This is a genomic window from Trinickia caryophylli (genome assembly GCF_034424545.1).
GTDB lineage: Bacteria > Pseudomonadota > Gammaproteobacteria > Burkholderiales > Burkholderiaceae > Trinickia > Trinickia caryophylli.
In genome coordinates this window covers 320662-338937 of the sequence record NZ_CP139971.1, presented here as the reverse complement: position 1 = coordinate 338937, position 18276 = coordinate 320662, and the positions used below count along the sequence as shown (strand labels likewise).

Annotated in this window: 12 protein-coding genes; all 12 read right to left on the bottom strand. The window is 67.8% G+C overall.

Annotated elements, in window-relative coordinates; translation table 11 throughout:
• Positions 1 to 13: 13 nt before the first annotated feature.
• From U0034_RS20780 to tssE, 12 genes are read right to left on the bottom strand one after another with little or no spacing between them, the layout of a single operon-like run.
• Positions 14 to 4192 (bottom strand): type VI secretion system protein, encoded by a 4179-nt coding sequence (locus U0034_RS20780; RefSeq protein WP_085225200.1) that lies wholly within the window; start codon positions 4190 to 4192, stop codon positions 14 to 16.
• Positions 4189 to 5166, bottom strand: a complete 978-nt coding sequence (locus tag U0034_RS20775; RefSeq protein WP_158243514.1) for a DotU family type IV/VI secretion system protein — start codon at positions 5164 to 5166, stop codon at positions 4189 to 4191. The genes U0034_RS20780 and U0034_RS20775 overlap by 4 nt, the downstream gene beginning before the upstream one ends.
• The gene (gene tssK / locus U0034_RS20770) at positions 5153 to 6670 is read right to left on the bottom strand and encodes a type VI secretion system baseplate subunit TssK (RefSeq protein WP_158243513.1); all 1518 of its coding nucleotides are present in this window, start codon (positions 6668 to 6670) and stop codon (positions 5153 to 5155) included. Before tssK ends, U0034_RS20775 begins: the two co-directional genes overlap by 14 nt.
• Before the next feature lie 32 nt (positions 6671 to 6702).
• Positions 6703 to 7248, bottom strand: coding sequence for a hypothetical protein (locus U0034_RS20765; RefSeq protein ID WP_158243512.1), 546 nt, complete (start codon positions 7246 to 7248; stop codon positions 6703 to 6705).
• Positions 7249 to 7253: 5 nt separating this feature from the next.
• On the bottom strand, positions 7254 to 7640 hold the full coding sequence (locus U0034_RS20760; RefSeq protein ID WP_085225208.1) for a DUF4150 domain-containing protein: 387 nt from the start codon (positions 7638 to 7640) through the stop codon (positions 7254 to 7256).
• A 3-nt stretch (positions 7641 to 7643) separates the two neighbouring features.
• Positions 7644 to 8213 carry a DUF3540 domain-containing protein gene (locus tag U0034_RS20755; protein WP_233211902.1) on the bottom strand — a complete coding sequence of 190 codons (570 nt, stop codon included), beginning with the start codon at positions 8211 to 8213 and terminating at the stop codon, positions 7644 to 7646.
• The gene (locus U0034_RS20750) at positions 8210 to 9334 is read right to left on the bottom strand and encodes a pentapeptide repeat-containing protein (protein WP_085225210.1); all 1125 of its coding nucleotides are present in this window, start codon (positions 9332 to 9334) and stop codon (positions 8210 to 8212) included. The genes U0034_RS20755 and U0034_RS20750 overlap by 4 nt, the downstream gene beginning before the upstream one ends.
• Positions 9331 to 11991: a DUF2169 family type VI secretion system accessory protein gene (locus tag U0034_RS20745; RefSeq protein WP_085225212.1), complete on the bottom strand. Its 2661-nt coding sequence runs from the start codon at positions 11989 to 11991 to the stop codon at positions 9331 to 9333. The genes U0034_RS20750 and U0034_RS20745 overlap by 4 nt, the downstream gene beginning before the upstream one ends.
• Positions 11992 to 11998: 7 nt before the next feature.
• A complete protein-coding gene (locus U0034_RS20740; RefSeq protein WP_158243511.1) occupies positions 11999 to 14650 on the bottom strand; it encodes a contractile injection system protein, VgrG/Pvc8 family in 2652 nt (883 codons plus the stop codon).
• The gene (locus U0034_RS20735) at positions 14647 to 16026 is read right to left on the bottom strand and encodes a type VI secretion system baseplate subunit TssG (protein WP_085225216.1); all 1380 of its coding nucleotides are present in this window, start codon (positions 16024 to 16026) and stop codon (positions 14647 to 14649) included. The genes U0034_RS20740 and U0034_RS20735 overlap by 4 nt, the downstream gene beginning before the upstream one ends.
• Positions 15990 to 17831: a type VI secretion system baseplate subunit TssF gene (gene tssF / locus U0034_RS20730; RefSeq protein ID WP_085225218.1), complete on the bottom strand. Its 1842-nt coding sequence runs from the start codon at positions 17829 to 17831 to the stop codon at positions 15990 to 15992. Before tssF ends, U0034_RS20735 begins: the two co-directional genes overlap by 37 nt.
• Positions 17828 to 18229: a type VI secretion system baseplate subunit TssE gene (tssE, locus tag U0034_RS20725; protein ID WP_085225220.1), complete on the bottom strand. Its 402-nt coding sequence runs from the start codon at positions 18227 to 18229 to the stop codon at positions 17828 to 17830. The genes tssF and tssE overlap by 4 nt, the downstream gene beginning before the upstream one ends.
• Between the last annotated feature and the right edge of the window lie 47 nt (positions 18230 to 18276).

Genomic DNA, 18276 nt, shown 5'->3' with positions numbered 1-18276 from the left:
CTCGTTTCTTTACTCAATCGGCCGACGCGGCACTCGACGTCTGAACGTCGACAGCGGGCGGCAGCGTTTGCAAGGGCGGCAGCGGAGGCACGCTCGGGATCGGCGGCCCGCCCGCCGATGTGCGCAGCGCCGATGCGGCAGGCTGCAAAGTCGGCGACCTCGCCGGAAACACCGGCAGCTTCAGCGCGACAGCCGCGTGGCTCGTCGGGTCCGTGCCCTCGAGCCGCAGGTTGAGCATCAGCTGCGCGAAGCTCGTTGCCGCCGGGCGCGGCCCCCGCCTGGCCGCCGCGCCCGCAGATGCGTCGACCGGCGCGCCCTCGGCGACGACGATCGGCACGGTGAAGCGCAACGTGATGCCGTCCGCTGGCGAGGCGCCGCGATCCGCGGCATGGCCCTGCACGACCCGCATGAGCGCCCAATTGCCCTGGGCCGAGAACGTCGCCCGGCGCCCTTCTACCGCCGGCGCATCCGGCACACCGGGATCGACGTAGGGTGCGAACCGTGACAGGTCGGCCCACGTCAGCTCGAGCGTCAGCGGCTGTCCGGCCAGCCAGTCGAGCGCCGCCACGCTGTTCGGATAGGCGGCGGACTGCGCCGCGGTGCTCAGTTGCCATCTCACGATCTGATCGGCGCCCCGCTCGCTGGCGGGCCGAACGTTGAACGTCGGCTGCACACGCACGGCCAGGCTGCCGTCTGCGCGCAATGTCGCGGCGAGGAATCTCCGCGCTTCGTCGAGCCGGTCGAGGAAGGTTCGCACCGGTGCCTGCTGCGGCCTCGGCAACATCGGAAGCTTCGCGCGCAGCGTCGCACTTTGCAGGTCGTACTGCGCGAAGAAGTCCCGCACGGCCGCGAGCGAAGCTTCGGGCGCGCCACTTTCTCCGAACGGGTAACGTCCGGCCAGCGTCGCATCGAAGAGAGCGAAGAGCTGCGAGAACGCATCGGCATCGCTGCCCTGGCAGCGCAACTCCGTGTAGCCGATCAGGTTTCGACGTACCGATGCAAAGAGGTTGTTCGCTCCGGAAGCGCCCGCGAGGTTTTGCAGACGCGCTCCGCAGTTTTGCGCCGTCATGCCGTTCAGGCGGTCCACGAACAATGTCGCGAGCTGCCCCATCTCGCTCGCCGGATCGTTCGACGGCACATAGCGGTTCACCTCGGCGATAGAGTTGCTCCAATACGCGGTGGTCTGCATGCGCGGGTCGTTGCCGCGCGCCGTACCGGAGTTTTGCGCAAGCGTAACGAACGGAGCCGCGTACGAAGCCAACACCTGGGCACGCGCGACCTGACGAGCCAGATAATCGCGCGTCGCATCGATGGTGCCGAGATCGAAGAACTCGGGGCCCGTATCGCTCGCGGCCGGCCGATAGAGCTGACTTTGCACCGCGAGGCTGCCGACCGTCGACAACCGGTTGTCGGCGAACTGCTGCAGGCAGCCGGAGAGCGCCGCAAAACTGCCCGCGAAACCGAACGCCTGATAGGCGCGCTCGATCGAAACCAGCGTGCCGAGTCCGCCTGCAAGGTCACGGCTCGTCTGCGCGAGCGCCTGCTCGTCGAATGGCGCTGGCGCGAGCGCGTTCGTGCCGCTTTGCGCCGGCCATACGTTCGAGCCTTTCGGCTTGGGCCGCTGCGCACGATTGAGTGCGTGATTGAGCGCGCTTTCGAGCTGCCGCGAGGCGATCTGCGCATAGAGCGGTTGCGGGCCGGCCGCGCCTTGCGCCAGCCCGAAGCGTTGCCGGAAACCACGATATTGGGCGATGTATGCGGTTGCGTCGCCGAGCGCGTCCGCGTCCCAGCCCAACGCAGCGGCGTCGCAGACGAAAGGCTCGCGAAGATGGCCCACTTGCATGAACGGCAGCTTCGCCAATGCCATCAAGCCTGCGAATTCGTTCGTAAATGCCGGATTGAAGGCACGTTCGCCCTGCGTATGAACGATCAGCGGATCGTATGGCGGTACCGCAATCGCATCGAGCCTCGCATACACGGGCACGTCGCAACGCTGTGGCGAAAAGATCGTGGCGGTCTCGTCGAGCAATGCGTTATAGGGCGAGGCCGCCGCCGCGGTGCCTGCCGCGCCGTGCCCCGACGACGCATCCGTCAACACGAGTTGGCGGACCTGTTGCGCGAGGTCGGCGCGCAGTTGCGCACAGAGATTCCGGGGGGCGTTGGCCGACATCCGCCCGAGCCAGTTGTCGCGCGTCCACGTGAGCCACCAGACGAGTTCGTTCGTCTGCGCAGCCGCGTCGCCCCGCCCCCGGCCCAGCTCGAGCAACAGTTGCTGCCCCGCGCCGGCCTCCAGAACGAGCGCATCGCGCAGCCTGGTCTCCATTTGCCCGAGTTGTCGGGCGTAGTTTCGAGCGGCGTCGTCGGGCAGCGTCGGCCGCGCGTCGGTCGACGCCCAGCTCAGCGAAGCCGCGAGAATGCTGCCGGTCTCCTCGGGGCGAACGAGCGATGCCGGCAAACCGTACGCGAAATTGAGCAGCCGGGCGAAACGCCTGAGGTCGTCTTCCGTTGCCGCCCCCGAGAACGGCTTGGCCACCTCTTCGTACGTCGCGAGGCCCGCCTCCAGCTCGGTCAGCGCGCGCAACTGCACGGTCAGCGTCGAGCGTGCCTCGCGCAGATTAGCGCTCGCGGCCTGGTGCGCAGCCAAAGGGGCCTGGCCATTGGCGAGCAGATTTTGCGCGCGCACGGACAAGCGGCACGCGAGCCCCGGCAGGATCACATCCGCAAATACGTGCCCCGCCACCACCTGTGCCGCCCCTCTGCGTAGCGGCTGACCGAACCAGCTCCACGGGTTGGCCCAGTGAAACGACGCCGTATCGAGTTCGCGCACGGCCAGCAGCAGCGAAGAGATCTTGCCCGCACTCGGACACACCCCGCCGGCATAGGCAGGCTCGCCGCGCAGTTGCACGAGCGCGCGATCGAGACGCGCGACCTTGTCGTGCAGTGTAACCGCCGAAGCGCCGAGGCCCACCGCGAGCACGGCGGCCACTGTCAGCGCCGCGATCTGGAACCCGCGCAGGTAGCGGTTGCGCGACCACGCGGAGGCGCGAACCACGCGTGCGTTGCCGCGCTCGGCGAAGACCTTGTCCTTGAGCAACCCGGTGACGAACGACACGTCGCGGCGCGGCGCCACGCCGCTGCCTTCGATGTCGCCGGTAAAGAAAATCCCGCGAAAGAGATGCCCCGGACGGTCGAGCGTCGCCCGGAAAGCCGTGCTCAGCCATTGCCCGAGCGGCGCCTCGAGGGCCTGCAGGAATGTGGGAAAGAGCAGCATGCCGTCGCGCGCCTCGGCGCTCGACGGATCTTCGTCGCGCGCCGCCGCGTCGATCTGCAGCGCGCGCAGTTCATCGCCGACCGTGGCAAACGCGGCTTCGCACCATTCGGCCGGCGTGTCGTTGCGCGCAAGCCCGGACGCGGACCAGCCGAATATCTGGCCGAGCAAGCCGGCCGGCTGCGCGCGCCAGAACGCGGGGAAACCGTCGACGCGATCGCACTGCGTCACGACCACGCTTACCGGCAGCACGAAACCGAACGTGTCCTGCAGATCGCAAAGGCGACGGTAGGCCCCGGCAGCCGATCGCTCGAGCTCTGCCAGGTCGGCGCCGAGCAACATGCGCGCGGAAACCGTCAGTATCACGGCGTCGACGGGCCGCTCCGGGCGCAAATCCACGAGTTTGCCGAGCAAGGTTCCCCAGCGCGACTTTTGAGAGTCCGGCGGCACGGCCGCCGTTGCCCCGGCCGACGTCGCAGAGGCCGAGCCTCCCGTAGCGCCGGAGGCCTGCTCCTCGCCTGCTGTGCGCCGCGGCCCCGCTGGCCCTGCACTCGCCCATGCCTGCCCGGCCACATCCACAAGCGCGCCGCCGGTCATCACGGACCAGCTTGCATCTGCGATGCCGAGCGATGCATAACGCTCGTCGGGTTGCGGCTGCAGCAGATCGCTCGCAGAGAGCACGAGGCTCGTCTTGCCCGAGCCAGGTTCCCCGAGCACAAGCACCCACGGCAGCCGATAGCGCCACGCGCGCCGCGTGCTCGCATAGTCGAGCGCGGCGACGAGCGAGCCGATCCAACGTCCGAGACGGCCTTCCGTATCCGCTGCCTGTGACGGCCCCTTGGCTCGCGCCCGCCAGATCAGCAAGGCGGCGACGAGCCCGAGCAAGGTGCCCACGGCAAGCAGCGCGAAAAATACGGCGGTCACCGGACCTCCTTTTGGCCGTCGGGCAAAACGGGCGGTGAGGCGGTGCCGCCATCCGCCGGCACGCCGGCACCCAACCCGGCCGTGCCCGCGGGCTGCTCCCCGGACGCAGCGGCAAAAGACGCGGCCCCGATGCCCGACACCTGGCCGGGCGCAAGGATGGTGCCTTCGGCGTACTGGCTCGTATGCTCGGAACGCATCCGTTGTGCACCGGGATCGTCCGCCACGAGGCGATGAAACGGGTGCAGCGTGACGAACCAGATTGCACCGGCGGTGGCCAGGTAGGCCGCCCCGCCGATGCGTGCGGCATTGAACCACGGTGAAAGCGGTGCAAGCCGGCGGTCGGCCGGCTCGGGGAGCGTCGGTCCGAGCGTGTGCTCGTATGCCTGCTCGAACGCATGCCGGCCGCGCTCGTCGCCGCGCAGCTCCCGCACGAACCTCACGAGTTGATGCCGGCGTTCGGCGAGCCGGGCCGCCTCGTCCGGGCCTCGCAGCTCGCCGCGAAAGCCCGCTTGCAGCGCGCCGAGCAGCACGAGGCCGAGTTCGGCATGGCCTTGCGTCGCCGTGGGCACCGCGAGCAGCCGGTCGATCACGCGATAAAAACGCACGCCAGCCATGCGCGTATCGAAAAGTGCGCTCTCGAGCGTGAGATTGAGCCAGTCGGCGCGGCCGGCCCAGTCGAGCTCGAGCAGCAGTTGTTCGTCGGCGAGCGCCGCCATCGCGTACTGAGCGTCGCCATAGAGATCGCACTGTTCGGGCGTGCCGTCGTCGCGCACGGTGGCCTCTTGCGCGCGCAGGTGCTCGCGCAAACGCTCGTGGATTGCCGAGGGCGCGAGCGCGCGCGGCGGGGGCGCCTGCGCTACGGCCGGCTGATTCGCCAGCGCCCGCTTCACCTCCACCAGCAGCGCATAGAAGTCGCAGAAGTAGCGGTAAAGCGGCAGCCGGGTGTGCTGTCCCTCGTGCTCAGAGATCGTCATGCCCGCCACCTTGTCCGCCCGTCGGCCCCTCGTGTTCCGGGGCCGTCCGCGTGCTTTCGTGCGCGCCATGCCGGGCCGCGTCCGGATGGCGCTCGGCCGCCCGCGGCGCGGCATGTCGCGTCTCGGGGGCACCCGGCTCGCGGTACAGCACGACTGCGGCCGGTGCATACGCCCGTGCGTGCCGGCTGCCGCTGCGGATCGCGAGCCGCTCGCCCGCGGCAAATGCCTTGCGCTTGCCGCCCGCGAAATCGAACGCCGCGTTGCGGATCTCGTAGTAAAGCGCCGCGGGATTCATGCCTTTGCGGCGCACGGTCGACAGTGCCGCCGCCGCCCCGGGCATGCGGCGGCTGTCGAGTTCGTCGAGCAGCGTCGGGTGCGCGATCGCACAACTTTCGAACCAACGGTCGATATCGGCCCGCGTTTGGGCGGCAGCCGGGACGACTTCGACGAGCAGTACGTCGCCCGAGTCGGCGGGCAGCAGGCGCGAGAACTGCCCGTCATCGTCGCGCTCGAACGGCAGACGCTCGAAGCTCGGGCGGATCGCCGCCACGCGGGCTTCGATGAAGCCCAGCGCCGCATCGAATCCCGCCTGGCAATCGAAGTGATCGTAAGGCGGGAGAACCGGCGGGTCCGGCAGCGGGTCGAGCGAAGCAACCTGTCCCGCAGCCTCGGCCAGAAAGAGATAAACGTCGCGCGGGGCGGCGTCGCCGCCGACGCCAAGCACATCGAGCCCTGGCAGGATCATCGCGAGACGGCGCGCGGCCATGCCGAGCGAAAGGTCCCCCGACGCCGGATCGGCCGCCGCCGTTTCGCCCGCCTGCGCGATCTCGCGCAGCTTCAGGCGCACGGCATCGCGCAGCGCTTCGACCCGCTGCGCGAGTGCCTTGTCCTTCAGAAACGCGGATGCGCCGAGCGTCGCCATCGGCGGATGGTAAGCCGTGCGCCGAAACGCGCCGAGGGGCGTGCGCTCGAGTTCGAATAGCGGACAGCCCGCGAGTTGATTGGCGCCTCTCGTCCATTCGGTATCGAGCCGCACGATCGGCCGCAGGCGAGCGATCGTGACGGCGGTCATGCCCGTGTTCTCGTCGACGGCGGCCGATCCGGCCATCGATTCGTAGCGCCGGTTCATGCTCCCCCGCGCTGCCGACGCCTCGCCGCGCATCGGCAGTACGAGCGCTATCGTCGCCCGTTCGCCCGCCTGCGCGAGTTTGCCCGACACGTCGAGCTCGAGCGGCTTGTCGCGGTCGCGGCGAAGCTGCACGGGCGTGCCGTCGTCGAGCACGCATTCGATCGAGCGAATCACTACGCGCCCCTTTTCGAGCAACCCCTCGTCGAGCTCGAGCGTATGCACGCCGACGAAATCCGGACTGGCGCAGCCGATGAGGTAGCGCAGGCGCGCATGCCAGAACCGATCGCTTTGCTGCAGGTGCTGCGGCGACAGCAACAACCCCTCGGACCACTGGATGTCGTAGGGCAGATCGGTGGAAGCGGTGGGCCGGGTCATGGGGTCCTCTGGTCGATTCGGGTTTGCTGCGCTCAATTGACTGCGTAACTGACCGCGTCCGGCGTGAGCGTGATGGTGACGCGCTTGTACGTCGTCAGATCCGCGACGCCCTGCCCCGCGGGAGCGACGAAGTTCACGTAGCAGTAGACGACGAGCGCCTTCTTGTGGCGCTCGGGCAATGGCACGCGCGAGACGCTCTGGCCCGCGGGCAACTGAACCGAGGCCACGTCGATCCTGGGCCCGAGCGCGACGAGCAGCCTCGCCTTTTGCGCGAACCATTCAGGGCCCGTGCGCGGCAGCGTGGCCGCCGTCGGCGCGTCGTAGACGAAAACGAGATCGAGCGCGGTCGCGCTGCCGCTATTGGCCGCGCTTTGCGCCACGACGGTCACGTCGCGCAAGGCCGTGCGGGTCGGGCCGAACCAGCCGCAGCCGCCCAGCAGGGCGGCGATCACGACGAGCACGGATGCCCGCGCGGCGCGGCTCACGTGCCCGATGCGAGCGGCGAGGCGACACGGGTGGCGGTTCATGACGGCGGCGCTCATGACACGGACGGCTGTGCGGGCATACGTGGCATCCATGGCACTCATGAAAGCAGGATCACGCGGAACTGCGCCGGCGTGATGGACATGCCGACTGCGTTCGGCGGCATGCCGTTTTGCATCGTCACGGTGGTGAGCCGCGTCGCGAACATGACGCCGACGGTCACCTTGAAACTGCCGAGGATCTGCCGATCGGGGCCCAGCTCGATCTGCGAGACGACGCCGCCGGCGGAGATGTCCCCCAGGCTCACCGTGCCCTGCGTCATCAGGTTCTCCGCGAGCCCTCCACCGAAGATCACGTTGAATACGCTTGGAATGTGCGTGAACGAAAGCGCGAAGTTGGGGAATGGAAATGGAATCGGCACCGGCAGCAGCTTGCAGACGTCCGGAAACGCGAAATTGAGCACACCGAGATTGATGTTCGCAAACATGATTCATCCCATCGAGATCCGGTCGGCATCGACCTTGACGTCTTTTTCGGCTGTGACCATGACCTGCTGCCCGTGCTGCCGCAGCAGATAATCGACGTCGAGCAAATAGTGCTCGGCGTGGCCGACATAGTGGCGCAGCGCATCGACGACGCTTTCCGCAACCGTTCGAAAGAGATCGTTCGCGGTGACCGTGAGCGTGCCCGTGGCGGCAACGATGTCGGCATGCTTTGCCGAGCGCAGCGCCGCCCGCTCGCTCGCGACGATATCGACGCATGCCTGCTCGATCGTCAGTTTCTCGGCCCCGGGCACGCTCAGTCTGGCCTCGGCCGGCGCGGCGTTCGCATCGCTGCTGCGAGCGAGGATGTGCAGAATGTATCGGCTCGCATCCCCCCGCTCGAGTAACAGCACCGTGTCGCCCACGTGTGGCGCGATAAGGCAGGTCACCGCAGCGATGGCGATGCGGCCATCGTCGAGCAGGAACCGTTGACCATCGAGTTCCACGGCAACGGTCGCCTCGCGCAGGCCCGGTGCGAGCGGCGCGGTATCCCGCTGCGTCAGCAGCTTCTCGTTCATCGAAGCGTCTCCTTTTCCAGAGTGCGGCGCTGCGCGGCAAGCAGCGCTTCGTCGGTCGCTTTCATGCGGTAGGCCCGGGCGCCCGCGAAGGATGCCTGCTCGAAGCGGGCGTCGTGGAAGCTCGCACGTTCGAGTCGCGCGCGCTCGAACGACACGCGCTCGCCGCGCGCGTGATCGAATTGCGCATAGGTCAGGTTCGCCGAATCGAAGCCGACATCGACGAGCCGGCTCTCGTGCCAGACCGTCTGCTCGAGCGCCGCATGCGCAAACGAAACGCGCTCGATGCATGCTTTCGCGAAGAGCGCGCCGCTCAGCGCGGTGCGCGACAGGTCAAGGTCGGCGAGATGCGCGCCGAGCAGCAACGCGCGTTCGGCGCGAAGGCCGCTCACGCGCGAGCGGGCAAGCGTCGCGCCGCGGCAGTTGGCTTCGGTCAGCACTGCATCGCGCAGATCCGCGTCGGAGAAATCGCTGCCCTGCAGCGTGCACCGCACGAGTGCGATCCCGCGCAGGTCGAGCCCCGACAGATCGCAGTCCATCAAAACCGACGTCGTGGCCGACAGGCCCGTCAGCTTGGCCGCGCGTAAATCGGTCTTGCTGAGTGCCGAGTGTTCGAGCCGCATGGCCGAAAAATCGGCGTTCTCGACACGGCAATCGAAAAGCACACTCCGCACGAGAGCGGCACCGGCGAACCGGGCGCCGCGCAGCGTGCATGACGAAAGCGCCGACATCGCCAGCGCGGCGCGATGCCAGTCCGATCCGCTCATATCGCATTGCATCATCGTCAAATGCAGCGCCTGCGCACCCGCGAAGCAGACGCTCCCGCAGCGGCAATCGACGAAGGCCGTGCGCACGAGCTTGGCCTCGCCGAGCAGGGCTTGCGTCAGATCGCAATCGATGAAGCGGGCCCCGCGCAGATCCGCGCCACGGAAATCGGCGGCGGCGAATACGACCTGCTTGAAGACGGCCTGGGCCCAAACCACGCCGCTCAGGTCGGCATTCGACAGATCGAGGCCGACCACCGGCTGGCCGAGCGCCGTTTGCCGGGCCACCTCTTCGAGTTCGGGTGCGCACGCTTCCTTGGTGCGCCGTTGCCGTGTCGAGCCCGCGCGCTCCGTGTTCATGCCGCCACCTTCCGCCCGGCTTCATGGCGCGCCCCGCTCAGGTCGGCGCGTGCCATCAGAGCATCGGCGAAATCCGTTTGATAAAGGCTCGCCTGTGCCAGCGACGCATCGCTCAGATCGGCGCCTCGGCACACGGCACGAAAGAGATCGGCCCGCTCGCCACGTATGCCGCGCAGCGTCGCCCCCGTGAACAGACAGTTGGCCAATAGCGCATCGGCCAACGTCGCGCCGGACAGATCCGCTCGCCCGAAATCGCTGGCCGAGATCGACGCGCCGTCCCAGCCGCTGCCCTGCATCTGCGCCTGATGCCAGCTGCAATGCTCGGCGCGCAGTCCAGCGGCGCGTACGCCGCGCCAGTTCGCGTCGGTCCCGCTTGCAACGACGTCGACCAGTGCGGCACCTTCGAACGAAGCGCCCGCCAAGGATGCGCCCACGAGTACGACTTTGCGCATCGCCGCCAGCGCAAACACCGCACCGTCGAGTTTTGCGCGCATCAGCACAACGGCGCCGAGCGTTGCCTCGCGCCAGTCGCTCGATGGCGCGCAAGCATCGATGAGCACCGCTTCCGACGCTTTGACACGGCACAGGATCGCCCGTGACAGGTCGATGCCGTAAGCCAGGCAGCGCTCGAGGCTGGCCCCGCTCAGATCGGCATCGCTCCATACCGCCTGCACGGCCCAAGCCTTGCCGAGATCGGCGCCGGCAAACACGGCCCCTTTAGCGCTGCCGTGGCTCAGATTCGCATCGACGAGAGAAGCGCACCGCAGGTCCGCGCCGTCGAGCCGGGCGCCTGTCAACGCCGCACGGTCGAGCCTGGCGCCGGCCAGCCGCGTGCCGCGCAGGTCCGCATTCTCCAATTGCACCTCGCGCAAGTCCGCACCCGACAGGTCGAAGCCCGACAGATCGATGCCCGACAGATCCCGGCCGGCAAGCGACACGCCCGCGCGATGCCACTGATACACCTGCTCGCCCAGCCACCGGGCCAAATCGGACGGCAGCGGCCCGTCGGGATCGACGTAGCGCATGCGGGCCCGCCGCGCCGCCCGCTGCTGGCGCGCCTGACGGGTCAGCATGGCATCGAGCGCATCCGTGCCCTCGGCCGGCCGCGCGTCGGCGTTCGCTGCCCGCGTGCCTATCGTGCCCATCGTGCCCCCGCCCGCCTCCATATCCAAGAGATCCGGCGCCGCCTCGCTTGCGCGCGCAAAGGCCTGCTCGCGCCGCGTCGTCAGATCCGCCGAGGCTGACGGCACCGCAAGCTCGGGCAGTGCGGCACGCAGCGCGTCTGCCTGCTCCTGCGCCTGGACGATCAGCGCTTTGGCCGCGGCGAACGTCGGGCCGAGATCGAAGTCCGATTCGGCGATCGCAACGCCGTCGGGCACCGGTAGCCGCGCCCCCGCTTCGAGCTGCGCCCCGCCCGCATGTCGCGGGCGCACGCTGCCCGCGCCGGCAGCGTGCGGGGATAAACCGAACGCGGCCTGTCGCGCCTGCCGGCGCGCCGCCAGCGCCGCCTCGGCCGCCGCTGCGCGCTCGGCCGCGGCGTCGGCTCGCGCGGCGAGCGTCGGCGCATCGTAATCGGCCGCCAGCTCCGATTCGTTGAAGACATGCGCCATCGCCACGGCCGGGTCGCAGCGCTTGGCGAATACGTCCGCGTAATGCGCGAGCGGGCGGGCCCGGTCCTTGTGTTCGTAGCCGACCATCACCGCGTCGATATCGAAGCCCAGCGGGTCCGCATGCGCCGCCTCGCCATGAAACAGCGCAAGTCCGAGTTCCCGATCGGGGAAAAACCAGACGGTATCGAACACGAGCGGTACGGGCTCGATGGAATCCGCTCCGCGGCGACGGATAAAGGCACGCGCCGCGAGCGCCGGCAAGCACCCCACGATCTCGGGGCGCGTCGGATGCAGGCCCAGGAGCCGATAGGGCTCGCCGCCTTGCAGAAAGCCGTCGAGCCACTGATCGTCGGGGGCGCGCTGGAAAACGCGCGGCGAGGCGCTCGACGGAAAGCCGGGCGCCTCGTTCTCGAGCCAGTGCCTGCCGTAGCGGCCCGCATGACGCACGCGCTGCGGCCACTCGAATGCAAGCGGCGCGAAGCTGGCCGGCGCATAACGCTTCCAATGCCGGCGAACGGGCTCGCCCGGCCGCTCGAGGTTGGGCATCGCCGCCGTATTGGCCCCGACGAGCGCAGCAAAGCGGTTGCCGTCGTAGCCGCGTCCGAGCGGGTTGCGACGATAGCCAGGCCCGCCGAACGCATTTGCGTAGCCGAGCGGCATGCTCACGAATGGCTGCGGCTCGTCCACGACGAGCCAGGGTGCGTAGCGCCACGCGCGCTCGCCGACGATCTCGAGCGTCTTCTCGCTGTGCGCGAGGCGCACCGTCGCCCGCATGCGTGCGACGGGCACACCGTTCGGCGCATGCGCGCTACCGGCGACGAGCCATTCCGCCCGCGGCTTCGCGAAGACTTCGTCGAGCGGCTGGGCGATGCCCTGCTCGGCCAACGCCGCGAGGGCAACAGGCCACTGTTCGCTTTCCGTCGCGAAGCGCTGCACCGACACGCCAAGCGGAAAGAAACCGAGCGCCGAGACGACGAACCGCCGCGCCCCGCCGATCCGGCACGATCGCGTCAGCACACCGAGCGTCAACGGTTTGATGACTTTCATCACGCGCTCACAGATAGATCTGAATGATGCCGACGATCGTGATCGTCGCGTTCGACATCTTCACTTCGGGCGTTTCGGCCTCTTCGCTCATGCGCAGCCCCGGCCCCATGAACGAAATGATGTGGCTTTCGCTCGACATGGAGACTTGCGTCTGGACGCCTGCCAGCGTGACATCCATGCTCTCGCCCGAGAGATTCAGGCGCGTTGCGCTGCCGACGAGGCTCACCGAACTCGACGAGCCCTGCATGTCGACGGTCGTGGACACGCCGACCATGTTGACCGCGGTTTGCTCGCCCGTCATCGCGACGGACGACGAGGCCCCCGTCATGTTGATGGCGCTCGTGCTGCCCGTCATGCCGAGGCTGCGTTGCACGCCGATCGTCGAGCGGCTCACCGACACGCCGATCGTCGAAGCGTCGTCGGAGACGCCGACGACGTTGGTGTTGCTCGACATGCCCGTGACGGCACTGCTCGTCGATTTCCCGGTCAGCGATTCGGAAGTCGACTCGGTCACGGTGGACTTCGAGGAACTCACGCGCGTGACGGTGTTTTCGGACGCGGAGTTTCCGTCGATGGTCGAGAGGTTCTTGACGTTGCCGTGGTTCGTCGATTCGCTGTAGGCATCGCCATGCACCGTGCTCGTGCTGACCGACACGGCGCTCGGATCCGGCGAGGCCTGCGGCTGTGCCGCACTTGGGCTCGACTCGCCCACGATGCTTTGACTGTAGGTTTTGCCGATTGCGGAAAAGCTCTCCTGCTGCGCCGCCCAGCTGCTGCCGTAGGTCGATCCGTACGAAAACGACCGGCTCAGCAGTCCCTGCTCCTTGTCTTCCGAGGTCGAGTAGCTGTAGCTCGCGCCTTGTGAATAGCTCGTGTCGCGATACTGCTTCGTGGCATAGGCGGCCGTGACGATGTCGATCGCGTTCTCGAGCGTCTGGTCCGACGAGACGTCCGACGATGCGCCGAAACGAATGCTCTTGCCGTCGCTGTAGCTCGTGGAATAACTGTTGCCGATCGAAGTGCTGGCCGTCCACCCGGACGGCGTCACGACGCGCGAGCCGTTCGCATGGACGATGCTCTGGATCTCGGGCAGCTCGGACTCGTCCTGTGCGCGCGCGACGACCACCGTCACGCCGACCTCCGGCACGGTTTGCATATGGCTCGCGAGCTTGACCCACACCGGGGCGGAAGAGCCGCTCGCGCCCCGGTCGGTCGCGAATGCCACGTAGACGCCCTTCGCCTGCATCGACGTGGGATTCGCATCGCGATCGATCTCGACACTCGTGCCCATCTCGAAGTTGGGCTTCGCATAGTATCGCCATGTCTTCGGCGTCGTGCTGCCGTCCGCATTGACGACCGTGGCGAGCAGCGAACCTTGCTGCGTCTCTTCGAGCGAAAACGGCGTGATCAACAGCGACGCATCGGTCGCGTCGAAGCTGTTGTGATAATCGCCCTCGGCCGCCGCCTCGTGCGAAACGTGCGTGGCAACGAAACGGCGGTTGTCGAGCGTCGGCTGAACGTTCATGCCCGCGGCGCCGCCTTGGGGCATGACGACGGTGAAACTGTGCCCGACGCGAAGCTGTGCACAGGTGCTCGCCCCGCTGAAGCGCTCGGCCGATGCCCGCCGCGATGCATCCACCGTCTGCGCGAGCTCTCGCGCCTGCCAATCGCTGACGCCGTACTGGTACTGCTTGTACTGTCGGAACGGCAGCACGCCGGCGTCACCGGGCTGCGCGCCGTAGGTTTCGAACGTCGGAATCGCGTCCACGTCCCACGTTTCCTGCTGACGCGCAAGCACGCACTCGACGCCCGTCGTCACGAGCGATTGCTCATACGTGTACTGCGAGATCACATCGCTCTGCGCGAGCCCCAGTGCCGAAATGTCCGCATAGGTGTAGCGCAGCGGCCGGCCGAAAGGAATCGCCGGATACTGCGCCGCATTCGAGAAAACGACCGTGTGCGCATTGGCCGTGTGCTCGAAATAGTAGTGAATGCGTGCCTTTGCAAGCAGCCGCTGCAACAGTGCGAAGTCCGATTCGCCGGCCTGAAGCCAATCCTGGATCCGCGTTTGCGCGAGATTGTGCGAGCCGCCGAGGCCGGAGACCGTGCAGCGCACACCGTGCTCGCTCATCAGCGTCTCGATTGCCTGCGCCACGCTCTTTTGCGCGATCGCGCGATAACGGTTGGTGAGCGCCAGCTTCCAGAGAGCCGGCTTGACGGTCGCGCGATAAACGCCGGGCTCGCTCATCGAAAACGCGGTGACGATGCCGTTGAACACCGACAGCGTGGGATCGGCGGCGCCGCTCGCGAGCGCGGCCGCAAACCGCCCGTTGGATGCACCGACGAGTATCTCGCGCGTGGCACCGGCCGGCGCGCTGAAGTCGGGCCGGTCGATCGCGAACGTGATCGATTGCCCGATCAACTGATCGAAGCGCAGCGGCGGCGGCGCGCCCGAGGCAACCGTATCGGCTCGCAACTCGAGCTGGAATTCGAACGGCTCGGACACCTTTTCCTCGCCGCTCAGCTTGACGAGCCTGAACGTCTCCGCACCGAGTATCCGCCCGCCGGGCAGGAAAACCGCAACGTGCAGAAACACCGCCGGAGCCGGAGCCCCGATGCGCGCAATCCGGGTGGCACCGATCGTCTCGTTCTCGCTCATGCCGCCGCCCCCGAAGGATCCGCTGCGATCGTGTAGCGGACGTGCCGCCTGCCGCCCGCCGCACCGCCCTTGCCCGCGAGCCATGCCGTCTGCCCGAGCAGCAGGCCCCGGTACGGCACGCCGTCCGCCAGTGCACCGTTCAGGGCCGGTGCGGATGGCGCCGTTGCGCCCACCCCTGGCGTGGCGGTGAGCACCGATGGCGGCAGATGACGGGCGTCCGTCGTCAGCGCAACGATGCAGTCGACCCTGCGGTCGAAAAGCAGACGGACCATCTGCGCCAGGCCTTCGTAGCCGTCGATTGGGGACGAACGCTCCTCTCGCTGCGGATCCGGCTCGGGCTCTCGGGCGCGAGATGCCCCTGCCTCCCCCGCGCCCTCATTGCGCTCGGCCGGCCACGCGGGGCCGCGGGCATCCACGCCGTGCGCGGGTTCCCCGCTCTCTTCGCGCCGCGGCGGCAGCAGCGCGCAGAGTCTGCCGTAATCGATGTCGGGCACGCGCAGATAGACGCTCGCCATCTGGTTCCAGACGCGCGTACCGAGCACGGCGTCGCCCCCGAGTGTCGAAGCCTGCCCGAGCGCCATCCACGACGTACTCGAGCGGGCGCGCCAGTTGCCGACGAGCGGGACCAGCCGCGCGCGCGGCGCGCCGAGATACTGCCGCAACGCGGCGAGCGCCGGCGCGGCCGCCCGCCTCGGGTCGGCGAGCGTGGCGGCCATGCCGAGCCACGCACGGCGCGGCAACGCGAGCTGGGCCTCCGCGTTCAGCGACGCGATGCCGGCAAGGCTCGCGAGATAGTCGGCCTGTAGCGTATCTTGTGGCAAGGCATAGTCGAGCGCGACGTCCTGCATCGCCTTCAACTGATGGCGCAACACATGAATGCGATGGTTGAAGAGATCGAGGAATGCGGCGAACGTGCGGTCGTCGTCGCGCGTGCGCTCCCGCACCCACTCGAGAAACGGCTCGGGCAGCGGCCCCAGTTCGCTCGCGACGCAGTAATTCGGGGTCTTGAGTTCCACCACCTCGTGCTCGCCGGGCGCGAGCGGCGCGGGTAGCGCCGGAACCGTCCGCCCACGCCGGTCATGGCCGGCCCCCTGCTGCGGCATGATTGTGCAGGCGGTCAGCTCGCGCCCCGGGAAGGCTGCCGACAGCTCGGCGCTGAAGCGCAGGCGGCGCGCGAAGCGAACGAAGCTGCGCGTGTCCGCCTCGCCGCTCATGAGCCGCCAGCGCAATCTGCGCTTGAGGGCGGCCGCCGCATCCGGCCGTGACGAATCGCGGATGCGCAGCAGCCGTACGAGCTGAAACACGTCGAAGCGGTCGGGCTCGGAAAACAGGCACGCCTCTATAGAAGCGGCTGAGCCCCGGCGATCGGTGGCCATTCGTGAAGAATTCCTTTGGTGTCATTGACGCTGACGCGCAGCGTCACAGCGGAATTGACCGCTCCATAGAGCGCGAAGAAATGCAGCAGGACGTCTCCGAAAAGAATCGCACTCGTCTCGGCGAAGCTGGCGCGATCGAGTGCGAGGTCCACGCGAATGCCGTCGATGAACCCGCGCCACGCGTCCGGGCCGCGCGGCACCACGATGCGCGCCGTGCTCATTGCGCGAATGCCGTCGATTTGCTTGAAACCCGTCTGCCCGCGCGTGCCGATATGCTGCTTGAGCAGATCCTTGAGTGCCGCGAGCGGATCGGGCCCCTCCGCGAGCGACAGGCGATTCAGCGCAAGCTGGGCCGCGAGCGCCCATGGCCGTGCGCCGATCAAGCGCGGCGTCTGATGCGACGTGACGGGGCTCGCAACCCATGCGCCCGCAATGGGGCCGGCGCCCTCGAGCCGGAGCACCGCGCCCACGCGAATCTGATCGGGCAGGTCGCGATTCGTGCACAGCGCCGCGCCGCTGAGCGTTTCATCGGCGGGCCGCGCAAGCGAGAACGTTGCGTCGACGAACGACACGTAGACCTCCGTGCCCTGTACGTCTCCGAGTTGCGCTTCTTCGCGTCGCGTCATGTAGAAGTAGTCCTGCGCGCGCAGCCGCTGGAAGTCGTCCATCGAAAAATACGGCGCAAGCGTACGCGGCGATTCTCCGGGCCGCGACGAATAAAGCTCCGTGAGCGTATAGATCTCGCAGTACCGATGGTTCGAGGCATCGCCCTCGAGCCGGTATTCGTAGCGGGTGTGATCGAGCGCGATGGATTCGATCCGCTGCGGATACAGATTGATGAGCGGCACGCAATTGAGCAGCAACCGGTCCGGCGGCAACGACTTGATGACGTCGAGCGGCTGCGTACCGACGAACATCAGATCGAACGCGTTCGTGCCGGCATCGAATGCGAGACCGCGCACGTCGAAGAACAGAAACTTCTCCGGAAAGGCGAAGTACTCCTGCAGCAGTCGATACCCCGGGTGGGTATTGGCGCTCGCCTGCAGCATCGCTTCGTCCTCGTCGAAGCCGCACCATCTGATCGCGCCGGTCGGCAGCTCCTGCGGCGCGCCCAGTGCGCGCCCTTCGCTGTCGAGCGGCTGCGCGACGATCTTCGCGAGCCCGATCTTCAACATTTCATAGAAGATATGCAGCTCGTTCGGCTCGCAGTTCAGATAAAAACGCAGCGTATCGAGGCGTAGTTCTCGCAACGCGCCATTGCCGCTGCTGCGCAGCCTCACGCTCAGCACCGAGCGCAGGTTCGGGTCGCGCCAATCGTCGTGCAGCGAAGCATGATTCGGTGCGAGGAGCTGAATGGATTCGACCGCGAGCGGCACGAGCGGCGTCTCATAGCAGGTGGTGAAGCGGCAACTGACGGGCCTGCCCGCCGCATCGTGCGCGCGCGCCGTGAGGAGACGCCCGCGCTGGAGCACCTGCCTGCGCGAAAAATTCGCGCCGTCCGGCTTCACGTCGAGCGCGGCCACCGTCATCGACGGAACGGGCGCGCAAAGATGCGGATAGAGATGATCGGTCAGCGCATTCGGAAGCGACGCCTGCCCCAGATCGAGCTGATAGCGCAGCCGCCCAGCCAGAAATGCGAACGACTGCATGAGCAGTTCGACGTGCGGATCGGTCGAACGCCCCTGGCTCATGCCCAGCGCGCCGGCCGCCGCCGGATAGCTGTGCGCGAAAACGGCCGCATCCTGCCGCAGCGCCGCAAGCTCGGCGTTGAAGTAATCGGAGAGCGTCGTGTCCGTGAGCTTCATGATGGGTCGCTCTCGAGCGCGATGCCGTTCTCGGCATCGAATAGCACGCGCAACGCCTCGCCATTGGTATGCCGCAGCGTGCCCGAGACGCTCAACCGGTTCGGCATCAACGGATTGCGATCGGGCACGAGTGCGATCTCGACGTTCTCGAGACGCGGCTCGAAGCGCTCGATCATGCGCGCGAGCCGCGCGGCATAGCGGCGCAATCCGGCGCCGCCCGCGGCGGAAACGTCGACCACGCTCAACATGCCGAAGCCGAGCAGATCGTTCGTATCGTCGGCCGCGCGGGGGCGCGTGGCAACGATGCGCTGGATCTGCGCGGCCACGGCTTGCGCCAGCGGTTGAGCGCGCGCGGGGCCGGAATCGACCGAGTTGAGCCGTTCGAACAGATAGTGCATAAGGCGATAGCGCTGAATCGATTGCGGTGGAAGCCAGCCCGCGACGC